Below are 12,487 nucleotides of genomic sequence, written 5' to 3' on the forward strand. Positions count from 1 at the left end.
ACCCACCCACCCGGTCCGCCCCGAGCGTCGCCCGTTCAGCCGACCCGGCAGGGAAGGGCCGTCGGCGGATCGTCGCCCGAGCCCTGGACGACATACCCGAACGTGGTGCTGCCGCCCGGACTCAGCGAGCCGTTCCAGTCGGCGTTGTGCACCATCACGTCCTGACCGCTGTAGGTCGCGTTGCCGTTCCACAGGCTCGCGACCGACTGACCGCCCGGCAGCGTCCAGTCGACCATCCAGCCGAGCATCGGGACCGTGCCGGTGTTGGTGACCGTCACCTCGGACTGGTGGCCGCCCGGCCAGCTGTTGGTGGTACGCCGGGTCGCGGAGCAGGCGCCGGGCGGGGGTTCGGTCGGGTTGCCCGGGTCATGGATGCCGGTGACCTCGCCGTTGCCGCCGTCGAAGACGACGTCGGAGCAGGAGTAGAACGTCTCCGCGCTGTCCGAGCGCTGCCAGACCACGTAGACGATGTGACGGCCGGTCTTGCCCGCCGGCAGCTTGCCGCTCCAGGAGTAGTTGGCCTCGACCGTGCCAGGGGTGCCGTTGAGCGGCGGGTGGTCGACGGTGAGGAACGGCTGGTCCTCCATGGCGTCCCAGGTGAGGGGCCTGGTCGGGTCGAAGCCGTCCTTGGTGATGTAGACGTAGAACCAACCGGGGTGCGCCGCCCAGGCGTTGTACGCGAAGTCGACGGTCGCGCCCGCGGTGAGGTGGGTCAACGGCCAGTCGGAGCGCGGCAGATCGAAGCCCGTGAAGTTGGGGTTGCCGCCGCTGCACAGCGAGCCGTCGGGGACGAAGCCGCGGGTGCGCCCGGCGCCGTCCGAGCGCAGCACCGAGAACCAGTTGTAGAACGGCGTTGTGCCGCTGACCTGTTGGGCCGCCTTGCAGGCCGGGTTCACCGGTTTGATCTCACCGGTGTCGGTCAGCCCGTCCTGCCAGCACAGGATCGTACGGCTGCCGGGCTTCATGGGGGTGCCGTGCGCCTGGGCCCGGCCGCCGGTCGCGACGATCAGTGCGAGGGCCGGGAGCACGGCCAGCAGGGCGAGAAGGACGAGGAAGGGGGACGGGCGGCGGCCGGCGAACGGTAATCGGGGCAGCGGCCGTCGCGGTCCCGCCGTGGACGGCGAGCCTGTTAAGTGCATGACAATCCCTTCGTGGGGTGTACGGGATCGGGGGCGAGGCGGGAGCGACTCCCGGGGCGGGTTCCGGTCCACCTGTGGGAGCGCTCCCACCTCACTCGGAAAGTAGCGCGCCCAGGAACGCGTGTAAACGGGCTGCGCGTCGGGTGCGTCGGGCGGGGCGGGGTTCCGTAGGTCCTGTGGGTCCTGTGGGTCCTCTGCGCTCCGTTGGCTCCGTGGGTTCCCTGGGTTCCGCGGGTTCCCTGGGCTCTGTGGGCTCCGTGGGCTCTGTGGGCTCCGCGGGTTCCGTGGGTTCTCTGGGCTCCCTGGGCTCCGCGGGTTCCGTGGGCTCCCTGGGCTCCCTGGGCTCCCTGGGCTCCCTGGATCCGGCCCGCCTGCCGTTCGTACTCGACTCGGCCGGAGGCCGGCGGTCAGCCGTTCGCGCTCACCTCCGGGGGAAGGCTGCGGCTTCCCCTCCGGTCCGGGGTGCGGGTGCGCGTTCGTACGGGTCCGCTTCCGTCGGGAGCCGCGGCGCTGGCACCGGCCGCAACGCGGGGAGTTCGACGGTGAACTCCGTACGGCCCGGGGCGCTCTCGGCGTGGATGCGGCCGCGGTGCGCCTTCGTGACGGCCTCGGCGACGGCGAGGCCGAGGCCCGAGCCGCCGTGACCGGGAGACACGCGGGAGCGGGAGGCGTCGGCGCGGGTGAAGGGCTCGAAGACGCTGGGCAGCAGTGTGGGCGGGATACCGGGGCCGTCGTCGCGGACCCGGATCGCGCAGGACGTACCCGTCACCTCGACCGTGGTGACGACCGTCGTGCCCGCCGGTGTGTGCGTACGGGCGTTGGCCAGCAGGTTCGCCACCACTTGGCGGAGCCCGGCCTCGTCACCGGCCACAAGGACCGGAGAGTCCGGGAGCCGGCCCAGCCGCCAGACGTGGTCCTCCCCCGCGGCCCTCGAGTCTCGCACGGCCTCGGCGACCAGCACCGTCAGATCCACCTCGGCCGTCCCGGGCGGGTGCCCCTCGTCGAGCCGGGCGAGCAGCAGCAGATCCTCGACCAGTCCGGTCATCCGGGCCGACTCGGCGGACACCCGTCGCCAGGCCGTCGCCGGTTCGACGAGGCCGATGCCACGTGTCATCAGTTCCGCGTATCCGGCGATTGACGCCAGCGGTGTACGGAGTTCGTGGCTCGCGTCGGAGAGGAAGCGGCGCATGCGTTCCTCGGCGGCGCGCACGCGTTGCTCGCCGCGCAGGCGCTGGACGCGGGCGGCCTCGACGTGGTCCACGAGGCGATCGAGGGCGGCGCCGATCCGGTCGGCCTCACTGCCGAGGCCCGCACCATGGTCGAGCACACGCGCCGGGGCGGCCACCTCGCCACCAGAACCCGCACCACGCCCGAACGGCCGCGCCGAACCGGCCACCTCGACACCGGAACCCGGACCGCGCCCGAACACCCGCGCCGAACCGGCCACCTCGTCAGCCCGGCCGGTCAACTCGCCACCGGGACCGGCGCCGCTTTCGGGCGTCCGCGCCGAACCGGCCACCTCGGTTCGTTCCAGGGGTGTGCGGGTGATCTCGGCGGCCATGGCGGCCACCTGTTCGAGTGGGCGCAGCCCGCTCCGGACCACGACCGCGCAGGCGCAGCCCGCGACGGTGAGGGCCGCGCCCGCCACCACGGTCTCGACCACGGCCAGACCCCGCAGCGCGTCCTGGACGTCGTCCATCGGGAGGGCGGTGAGCACGGGCCGTCCGCCGCCGTCGAGCGCGGCGACACGGTACGTGCCGAGTCCGGGGACGGTACGGGTGTGCGGTCGGCCGTCCGTCCCGACCCCGGCCAGGGCGGCACGCTGGGCCGCGCCGAGGTCTCCCCGCCCGCCGCTACGGCGCACCACCTCGGCCGCGAGGACCGTCCCGTCCGTGCCGAGCCGGGCGGAGATCGTGCCGATCGGCTGCCCTCGCCCGTCGAACGAGCCGAGGTCCGTCCTGGCGCCGTCCCCGAGGACGCCGTTCCTGTCACGCTCGGCGGCCTCGCCGACCCTCCGGTCCAAGTCGCCGAGCAGGTAGGCCCGTTGGGTGAGCACCGTAGTGATGGCCATGGTCACGCACACCGCGAAGAGTGCCAGTCCGATGAGGACGAGCAGCCGCGTACGCAGGGGTCGTGTGTGCGGGGATCGCCCGCAGCGGGGTGGCCGGGGCGCGCGGGACGGGCTCATCTCCCGCTCTCCGACGGCCTGTCGGCGTACGCGTGACCGGGCGCCACGCGTTTCGCGAGGGCCCGGACCGTACCGCGTCCGGGGCGCGGACCGGCGGCCATCGACCCGCGATGGACGATCGGGACTCCGACGGGGATACGGACGTTGACGTGGGCGTGGCCGACAAGGACCCCAGATGCACCGTACATGGGGCAATCGTGGCCGGGTCCGCTGAGGGAATCCTGTGTTCCACCTGGGCACCGCCGATGTCCTGGAGGGGAGTTCGGGGCGACGGCCGAGGGCCGCATCCCCGTCGAACGGGGATGCGGCCCTCGGCTCCGTGCGGAGCAGCCTTACAACTGCGTCACCGGACCGCTCAGTTGCGGATCAGGTTGCGCAGCACGTACTGCATGATGCCGCCGTTGCGGTAGTAGTCCGCCTCGCCGGGGGTGTCGATGCGGACGACCGCGTCGAAGTCGACGCCGGTGTCGGTGGTGACCTTCACCGTGCGCGGGGTGGTGCCGTTGTTGAGCTCCTCGACGCCGGTGAAGGAGAAGGTCTCCTCGCCGGTCAGACCGAGGGACTCGGCCGTGGCGCCCTCCGGGAACTGGAGCGGCAGGACGCCCATGCCGATGAGGTTCGAGCGGTGGATGCGCTCGTACGACTCGGCGATGACGGCCTTGACGCCGAGGAGCGCGGTGCCCTTGGCGGCCCAGTCGCGGGACGAGCCGGAGCCGTACTCCTTGCCGGCCAGGATGACCAGCGGGATGCCCTGCTCGATGTAGTTGCGCGAGGCGTCGTAGATGAACGAGACGGGGGCGCCGTCCTGCGTGAAGTCGCGGGTGTAGCCGCCCTCGGTGCCCGGCGCGATCTGGTTGCGCAGGCGGATGTTGGCGAACGTACCGCGGATCATGACCTCGTGGTTGCCGCGGCGCGAGCCGTAGCTGTTGAAGTCACGACGCTCGACACCGTGCTCCGTGAGGTACTTGCCTCCGGGGGTGTCGGCCTTGATCGCACCGGCCGGGGAGATGTGGTCGGTGGTGACCGAGTCGCCGAGCTTGGCGAGGACGCGCGCGCCGGCGATGTCGGAGACCGGGGTGGTCTCCATCGTCATGCCCTCGAAGTAAGGGGGCTTGCGCACGTACGTCGACTGCGGGTCCCACTCGAAGGTGTTGCCCTCGGGGATCGGCAGCGCCTGCCACTGGGCGTCGCCCGCGAAGACGTCCTGGTAGGACTTGTTGAACATGTCCTCCCCGATGGAGTTCGCCACGACGTCGTTGACCTCGGCCTCGGAGGGCCAGATGTCGGCCAGGAAGACCGGCTTGCCCTCGGTGTCGGTGCCGAGCGCGTCGCGGGTGATGTCCACCTTCATGGAGCCCGCGAGGGCGTAGGCGACGACCAGCGGCGGGGACGCCAGGTAGTTCATCTTGACGTCGGGGTTGATACGGCCCTCGAAGTTCCGGTTGCCGGAGAGGACCGAGGTGACCGCGAGGTCGTGGTCGTTGACGGCCTTGGAGACCTCGTCCGGCAGCGGGCCGGAGTTGCCGATGCAGGTCGTGCAGCCGTAGCCGACCAGGTTGAAGCCGACCTTGTCGAGGTAGGGGGTGAGCCCCGCCTTGTCGAAGTAGTCGGTGACGACCTTGGAGCCCGGGGCGAGGGTGGTCTTGACCCACGGCTTGCGGGTCAGGCCCTTCTCCACGGCCTTCTTCGCGACGAGCGCGGCGGCGACCATGACGTACGGGTTCGAGGTGTTGGTGCAGGAGGTGATGGCCGCGACCGTCACCGCGCCGTGGTCGATCTCGTAGGTCGAGCCGTCGGGGGCGGTCACGGTGACCGGGTTGGACGGCACGCCGTTGGCCGAGGCCGGGGAGTCGGAGGCGGGGAAGGACTCCTTGCCGGCCTCGTCGTCGGTGTCGACGTAGTTGCGCACGTCGACCTTGAACTGCTCGGCGGCGTTCGCGAGGACGATGCGGTCCTGCGGGCGCTTCGGGCCGGCGATCGAGGGGACGACCGTGGAGAGGTCGAGCTCCAGCTTCTCGGAGAAGTCGGGCTCGGCGGCCGGGTCGAGCCAGAGGCCCTGCTCCTTGGCGTACGCCTCGACGAGCGCGACCTGCTGCGCGGAGCGGCCGGTGAGCTTGAGGTAGTTCAGGGTCTCGCCGTCGATCGGGAAGATCGCGGCGGTGGAGCCGAACTCCGGCGACATGTTGCCGATGGTGGCGCGGTTGGCCAGCGACGTGGCGGCCACACCCTCGCCGTAGAACTCGACGAACTTGCCGACGACACCGTGCTTGCGCAGCATCTCGGTGATGGTCAGCACGAGGTCGGTGGCGGTGGTGCCCGGGGTGAGCTCACCGGTCAGCTTGAAGCCGACGACACGCGGGATGAGCATGGAGACCGGCTGGCCGAGCATCGCGGCCTCGGCCTCGATGCCGCCGACGCCCCAGCCGAGCACGCCGAGGCCGTTGACCATCGTGGTGTGCGAGTCGGTGCCGACGAGGGTGTCGGGGTACGCCTGTCCGCCTCGGACCATGACCGTGCGCGCCAGGTGCTCGATGTTCACCTGGTGGACGATGCCGGTGCCCGGCGGGACGACCTTGAACTCGTCGAAGGCGGTCTGGCCCCAGCGCAGGAACTGGTAGCGCTCCTTGTTGCGGCCGTACTCCAGCTCGACGTTCTGCGCGAACGCGTCGTTGGTGCCGAACTTGTCGGCGATGACGGAGTGGTCGATGACCAGCTCGGCCGGGGCCAGGGGGTTGATCTTCGCCGGGTCGCCGCCGAGCTCCTTGACGGCCTCGCGCATGGTGGCGAGGTCGACGACACAGGGCACGCCGGTGAAGTCCTGCATGATCACGCGGGCGGGCGTGAACTGGATCTCCTGGCTGGGCTGGGCCTGCGAGTCCCAGCCGCTGAGCGCCCGGATGTGGTCGGCGGTGATGTTCGCGCCGTCCTCCGTGCGGAGCAGGTTCTCCAGCAGCACCTTCAGGCTGTACGGAAGGCGAGCCGAGCCTTCCACCTTGTCCAGCCGGAAGATCTCGTACGACTCGTCGCCCACCTGCAGCGTGCTGCGGGCGTCGAAGCTGTTCGCCGACACGACAGTCTCCTTCATTGATGTGCGCGTTCCCACCGCATCCTGCCGCCACGACGCCATGGCCGATCCGCTAAGGTAAGGCTAAGTTAGGTAACCCTTACCGTCGGATGGGCGACGCGATACGACTGCGGTACGCCTCGGCAGATATCTCGATGTCGAGATAACTCTAATGCATGGGGGCGGACAGGTCATGTCCGGGCGTCCGCATGTCCGAGGGGTGTCGGTTGTCCGCTCACGAGGAGATGGCCCGCATCGCCCGGCATCATCCGGTCACGGATCCCGGCCCGCGACCGCCGGACGACCCGGTCACGGAACCGGGCCGACCGGAGTCCGACACCGGCCGAGGGGGCCAATCCCCTCCCCCGGGCGCGAGTTGACCCCTCGGAACCGAAACGGCAGGCACGTCGGGCGCGTTTCGGGGTACCCGGTGTCCGCCGGGAACGCCCCGGCGGCACCGACACAGGGGGCACCATGCCGCTCACCTTCCGCAAGAGCTTCCGGATCCTTCCCGGACTGCGGCTCAACATCAACCGCAAGTCGTGGTCCATCACCTCGGGCGGAAAGAACGGGCCGAAGCGCACACACAGCAGCACCGGACGCCGGACGACGTCGATGGACCTGCCGGGGCCGTTCGGGTGGCGCAAGACCACGCGCAAGGCAAAGTGACCCAATAGCGACAAAGAGTCCGTCACCGACGAACCGTCACGGAAGCGCATCTTCACGGCATTCACGCGCGGCGGCACGGGCTCGCGGGGGTGCGGGCACCCCGCGGGCGCCGTCGCCGTGCCGGCGCGGGGCACCCGAACTGCCCCTCGAACACCGACTGGTGACCCTCACCACTCGGAAGGCGGCGCTCCATTTTTCTTTATCTCACATCCGATATACGGTCGCGCCATGGCAGACGACTACCTCGTACGCATCGGCAAGCTCATCCGTGACGCCCGGCAACACCGGGGCTGGACACAGTCGCAACTCGCCGAGGCGCTGGGCACCAGTCAGAGCGCCGTCAATCGCATCGAGCGCGGCAACCAAAACATCAGCCTTGAGATGATCGCCCGAATCGGTGAGGCGCTGGACAGCGAGATCGTCTCGCTCGGGTATGCGGGTCCGATGCATCTGCGTGTCGTCGGCGGGCGTCGTCTGTCCGGCTCGATCGACGTCAAGACGAGCAAGAACGCCTGCGTCGCGCTGCTCTGCGCCACGCTCCTGAACAAGGGGCGCACGGTGCTGCGCCGGGTGGCCCGCATCGAAGAGGTCTACCGCCTGCTGGAGGTCCTCAACTCGATCGGCGTCCGCACCCGCTGGATCAACGACGGCATCGACCTGGAGATCGTGCCGCCGAGCAAGCTGGACATGGAGTCGATCGACGCCGAGGCCGCCATCCGCACGCGGTCCATCATCATGTTCCTCGGCCCGCTACTGCACCGCCTGGAGGCCTTCAAGCTGCCCTACGCGGGCGGTTGCGACCTCGGCACCCGCACCATCGAGCCGCACATGATCGCGCTGCGCCGGTTCGGCCTCGACATCGCGGCCACCGAGGGTCTCTACCACGCTCGCGTCGACCGCTCCGTCACGCCCGGACGGCCGATCGTGCTGACCGAGCGCGGGGACACCGTCACCGAGAACGCGCTGCTCGCCGCCGCCCGCCACGACGGCGTCACGGTCATCCGCAACGCGTCCTCCAACTACATGGTCCAGGACCTGTGCTTCTTCCTGGAGGCCCTGGGCGTACGGGTGGAGGGCATCGGCACCACGACGCTCACCGTGCACGGCGTGCCGAACATCGACGTCGACGTGGACTACTCGCCCTCCGAGGACCCGGTCGAGGCGATGAGCCTGCTCGCCGCCGCCGTGGTCACCGAGTCGGAGCTGACGGTGCGCCGGGTGCCGATCGAGTTCCTGGAGATCGAGCTCGCGGTCCTGGAGGAGATGGGCCTCGACCACGACCGCACCCCCGAGTACTTCGCGGACAACGGCCGTACGCGGCTGATCGACCTGACCGTGCGGCCCTCCAAGCTGGAGGCGCCGATCGACAAGATCCACCCGATGCCGTTCCCCGGCCTGAACATCGACAACGTCCCGTTCTTCGCGGCCATCGCGGCCACCGCGCAGGGCCAGACCCTGATCCACGACTGGGTCTACGACAACCGGGCGATCTACCTGACGGACCTCAACCGCCTCGGCGGCCGGCTCCAGCTGCTCGACCCGCACCGGGTGCTCGTCGAGGGCCCGACCCGCTGGCGCGCCGCCGAGATGATGTGCCCGCCCGCGCTGCGGCCGGCCGTGGTCGTGCTGCTCGCGATGATGGCGGCCGACGGCACGTCGGTGCTGCGGAACGTCTACGTCATCAACCGCGGCTACGAGGACCTCGCCGAGCGCCTGAACTCCATCGGCGCCCAGATCGAGATCTTCCGGGACATCTGACCCTCCTTCGCGGCGGCGACCCCGCACCCCTTCCGGCCCCGCTTTCGTCGCGGGCGAGAAGCGGGTGCGGGGTCGCCGCCGCACCGGACAGGGACCGTGAGCCCGGACATGACGTACCCCTCGGGGAATACTCACCTCGTGAGCGCCGCCGCCTCCGGAAGGGTTCAGGTCTGTGGATGCGATCGGGCACGCGCTGTCCATTGCGGGGTCGATGACCTGGGAGGTCACCTGGGCGCTGATCCTCGGCTTCACCCTGTCCGCCGTCGTGCAGGCGGTGGTGCGCCGCTCGACGGTCGTACGGCTCCTCGGTGACGGCCGGCCACGCACGCTCGCGACGTCCGCCGGGCTCGGCGCCGCCTCTTCCTCCTGCTCCTACGCCGCCGTGGCCCTCGCCCGCTCGCTCTTCCGCAAGGGTGCCGACTTCACCGCGGCCATGGCCTTCGAGATCGCCTCCACGAACCTGGTCATCGAACTGGGCATCATCATGGCCCTGTTGATGGGCTGGCAGTTCACCGCCGCCGAGTTCGTCGGCGGACCGGTCATGATCGTCGTGCTCGCCGTACTGTTCCGGCTCTTCCTGCGCGAACGGCTGCTGCGCGAGGCCCGGCAGCAGGCCGACCGCGGGATCGCCGGGTCCATGGAGGGCCACGCCGCGATGGACATGTCCGTGGGGGGCGAGGGCGGCTTCGCGCGGCGGCTGTTCTCGCGGGACGGCTACACGTCCGTGTCGCACATCTTCGTCATGGAGTGGGCCGCGATCCTGCGCGACCTGGTGGCCGGACTGCTGATCGCGGGGGCGATCGCCGCCTGGCTGCCGGACGAGTTCTGGCACTCCTTCTTCGTCGCGGACGACCCCCTCACCGCGAAACTGATCGGGCCGCTCATCGGCCCCCTCGTGGCGATCGCGACCTTCGTCTGTTCCATCGGCAACGTCCCGCTGGCGGTGGTGCTGTGGAAGGGCGGCATCAGTTTCGGGGGCGTGATCGCCTTCATCTTCGCCGACCTGCTGATCCTGCCGATCCTCAACATCTACCGGAAGTACTACGGCGCCCGCATGGCCGCCTTCCTCCTCGTCACCTTCTACGCCGCCATGGCCCTCGCCGGATACGTCGTCGAGTTCACCTTCGGCGGCCTGGGACTGATCCCCGACCAGGCCGACGCCAGGCTTCCCGAGGAGGGGATCAGCTGGAACTACACGACCTGGCTCAACATCGCCTTCCTGCTGCTGGCCGCGAGCCTGCTCGTACGGTTCTGGCGCACCGGCGGCCCGGCGATGCTGCGCATGATGGGCGGCTCGCCCGGCCACTCCGAACACGCGCACGACGACACGCGCGACGGCGCACCCGCCCACGACGGGCACCACGACTGAGACGGCGTCCCCCGCCCGTCCGGGGTGCACCCGATGACGATCGGCAGCTTCCCTCGTGGGCCGCGACGATCGGACCCGTCCGGGGGCGGACCGTCGGTCCGCCCCCGGACGGAGTGCCCCTCAGGGGGCACCGGCTGATGAACGGTCAGGCCTGATAGGCCACGTTCGCCATCATCCCGGCCTCGCCGTGGTACGCGTTGTGACAGTGCAGCATCCACTGGCCCGGGTTGTCGGCGTCCAGGAAGACGGACAGCTTCTTCCTGGGCAGGACGATCGCGGTGTCCTTGCGGGGCCCGGAATCGCCGATCTGGTACGTGTGGCCGTGCAGATGCATCGGGTGCCACATACCGGTGGCGTTGACGAAGTCGAGCCGCACCCGCTGGCCCTCCTCGATGACGATCGGGTGGGCCTCGGGGTTCCTCATGTCGAACGCCCTGCCGTTGACGGCCCAGTCGTACCTCGTCATGTCGCCGGTCAGCCTGATCTCGTGTGTGACGTCGGTCCTGGCCGACTCCAGGCGCACCTCGTCGGCGGCCCGCAGCCGGGACGCCGTCATGACCGAGCCGTCGAGCTCCCTCGGGCGGACGGTCGCGGAGGGTTTGCTCCCCGAGCCGGTACGCACCAGGGCCAGGCCGTTCGCGTTCTTGCCCTCGGCGAGCGCGACGAGCGGGAAGACGCCGTCGTCGAGGGTGACGAGGACGTCGTACCGCTCCCCCATGCCGACCAGCAGGGCGTCGGCCTCCTGGTGCCTGACCGGGAAGCCGTCGGTGTGGGTGACGGTCAGCCTGTGGCCGCCGAGGGCGACCCGGTAGGCGGTGTCCGAGCCGGCGTTGACGATCCGCAGCCGCACCCTGGTGCCGGGCTTGGCGGTGTAGACGTCCGGGTCGGTCGCCACGCGGCCGTTGACCAGGTGGTGCGGATACCTCACGTCCCCGGCGTCGCCGCCGAGCAGCTCGCTGGTGGCACCCATGAGCATGAACCTCGTCGGCGTACCGTCGGACGGGGAGGCCGAGGCGGAGGAAGACCCGGAGTCACTCCCCATGTCCATCCCGCCCATGTCCCCCATGTCACCCATGTCACGGTGATCCATACCGCTGGAACCGGGGCTGCTGCTCTCGCCCGTACTCATGCCCATGCCGCCCATGCCCCGCTTGAGTTCGGCGAAGACCTCGTCCGGGGTGCCGGTGACGCCGTCGGCCCAGTCGTCGAGCAGGACGATCCACTCGTCGTCGTAGCCGAGGGGTTCCCTCGGGTCCTCGACGATCAACGGGGCGTACAGCCCCCGGTCGAGCTGGACGCCGACGTGGGGGTGGAAGAAATAGGTGCCCGGGGTGTCGGCGGTGAACCGGTAGGTGAAGGTGGAGCCGGGCCTGACTGCGGTCTGGGTGGCGGGGGCCACGCCGTCCATGTCGTTGCGCAGGGCTATGCCGTGCCAGTGGACCGACGTGGCGGTCCTGCCGGGGAGTTGGTTGGACAGCTCGGCGACCAGGGTGTCACCGACGGACAGCCGGACTTCCCTGCCGGGGGTGCGTCCGTCGAAGGCCCAGGTCCTGGGCATGACGCCACCGCCCAGGTCGATCCTGGCGGGCGCCGCGGTCAGGGTGATCCGGTGCTGCCGTCCGGTGCGGGCCCGCTTCCGCTCGGCGGCGGCGACCGCCGGACCGGAGGGGCCGACCAGGGGGCCTGAGCCGTGAGAGCCGTGGGAGCCGCTCGTACAGGCGGCGAGCGCGCCGGCGCCGGCGGCTCCGAGCCCGGCGAGCAGGACGGAGCGTCGGTCGATGCTGTTCATTCTTCGTGGTCCTCTGCTGTGCGACTGCGGACGGGACGCGGAGGCACGGCGCGTCGAGCGCCGTGCGGTGCGGCCTAGATGCGCAGTTGCGAGAGGACGGAGAGATCAGGTGGCGCCCGGCTGACCACGGCCCCGGGCGCATGGCGGGACACCGCCCGCGGAAGGTCCACGGGGAGACGAGGCCCGTCGTGAGCCGGTACGACGAGTGGGGGCGAGGCGACGCTCGCCGCGGCGCAGTGCGGCATGCCGGCCCCCGCGCACACACCGTCGTCGAGGCCGTGCGTCGACGAGCCCGTCACGGAGGGCGGCTCCGCCGCGTCGGGCATCCCGTGCGCGGCATGGACCTCGGCCGTCATGGCGGCATGGGCCATGCCGGGCATCGGAGCAACCCCGGCCGTGGACACCTCGTGATGGGCGAGCACGGCCAGCACGACGCACAGGGTGACGAACACCCCGTACGCCCAGCGGACGGCGTGGCCGCCGCTGCGCCGCGCTCGCGTCACCATGAGAT

The 12,487-nt window shown here is 70.5% G+C and carries 8 protein-coding genes; 3 read left to right on the forward strand and 5 right to left on the reverse strand.

Features of this window, described 5'->3' with window-relative positions:
- Positions 1–35: 35 nt before the first annotated feature.
- The 3 genes from ABZV42_RS13680 to acnA all read right to left on the reverse strand — a co-directional run bounded on the left by ABZV42_RS13680 (position 36) and on the right by acnA (position 6,397).
- Positions 36–1,139: a lytic polysaccharide monooxygenase gene (locus ABZV42_RS13680; protein ID WP_356051994.1), complete on the reverse strand. Its 1,104-nt coding sequence runs from the start codon at positions 1,137–1,139 to the stop codon at positions 36–38.
- A 421-nt stretch (positions 1,140–1,560) separates the two neighbouring features.
- The gene (locus tag ABZV42_RS13685) at positions 1,561–3,327 is read right to left on the reverse strand and encodes a HAMP domain-containing sensor histidine kinase (protein WP_356051996.1); all 1,767 of its coding nucleotides are present in this window, start codon (positions 3,325–3,327) and stop codon (positions 1,561–1,563) included.
- A gap of 355 nt (positions 3,328–3,682) precedes the next feature.
- The gene (acnA, locus tag ABZV42_RS13690) at positions 3,683–6,397 is read right to left on the reverse strand and encodes an aconitate hydratase AcnA (protein ID WP_355981183.1); all 2,715 of its coding nucleotides are present in this window, start codon (positions 6,395–6,397) and stop codon (positions 3,683–3,685) included.
- A 468-nt stretch (positions 6,398–6,865) separates the two neighbouring features.
- Here acnA and ABZV42_RS13695 point away from each other — a divergent pair, with 468 nt between their 5' ends.
- The 3 genes from ABZV42_RS13695 (at position 6,866) to ABZV42_RS13705 (ending at position 10,187) form a co-directional block, all read left to right on the forward strand.
- Positions 6,866–7,060 carry a DUF4236 domain-containing protein gene (locus ABZV42_RS13695; RefSeq protein ID WP_266763518.1) on the forward strand — a complete coding sequence of 65 codons (195 nt, stop codon included), beginning with the start codon at positions 6,866–6,868 and terminating at the stop codon, positions 7,058–7,060.
- A gap of 228 nt (positions 7,061–7,288) precedes the next feature.
- Entirely contained in the window at positions 7,289–8,818 is a 1,530-nt protein-coding gene (locus tag ABZV42_RS13700) for a UDP-N-acetylglucosamine 1-carboxyvinyltransferase (protein ID WP_355981181.1), read from the forward strand.
- 172 nt (positions 8,819–8,990) lie between these two features.
- On the forward strand, positions 8,991–10,187 hold the full coding sequence (locus ABZV42_RS13705) for a permease (protein ID WP_356051998.1): 1,197 nt from the start codon (positions 8,991–8,993) through the stop codon (positions 10,185–10,187).
- Positions 10,188–10,332: 145 nt separating this feature from the next.
- Here ABZV42_RS13705 and ABZV42_RS13710 read toward each other — a convergent pair whose 3' ends face one another.
- Positions 10,333–11,976 (reverse strand): multicopper oxidase family protein, encoded by a 1,644-nt coding sequence (locus ABZV42_RS13710; protein WP_356052000.1) that lies wholly within the window; start codon positions 11,974–11,976, stop codon positions 10,333–10,335.
- Between the two features lie 74 nt (positions 11,977–12,050).
- Complete coding sequence (locus tag ABZV42_RS13715) at positions 12,051–12,482, reverse strand: DUF6153 family protein (protein WP_355981175.1); 432 nt, start codon at positions 12,480–12,482, stop codon at positions 12,051–12,053.
- Positions 12,483–12,487: the final 5 nt, after the last annotated feature.

It is taken from the genome of Streptomyces sp. NPDC005281, assembly GCF_040607495.1.
Taxonomy (GTDB): Bacteria; Actinomycetota; Actinomycetes; order Streptomycetales; family Streptomycetaceae; genus Streptomyces.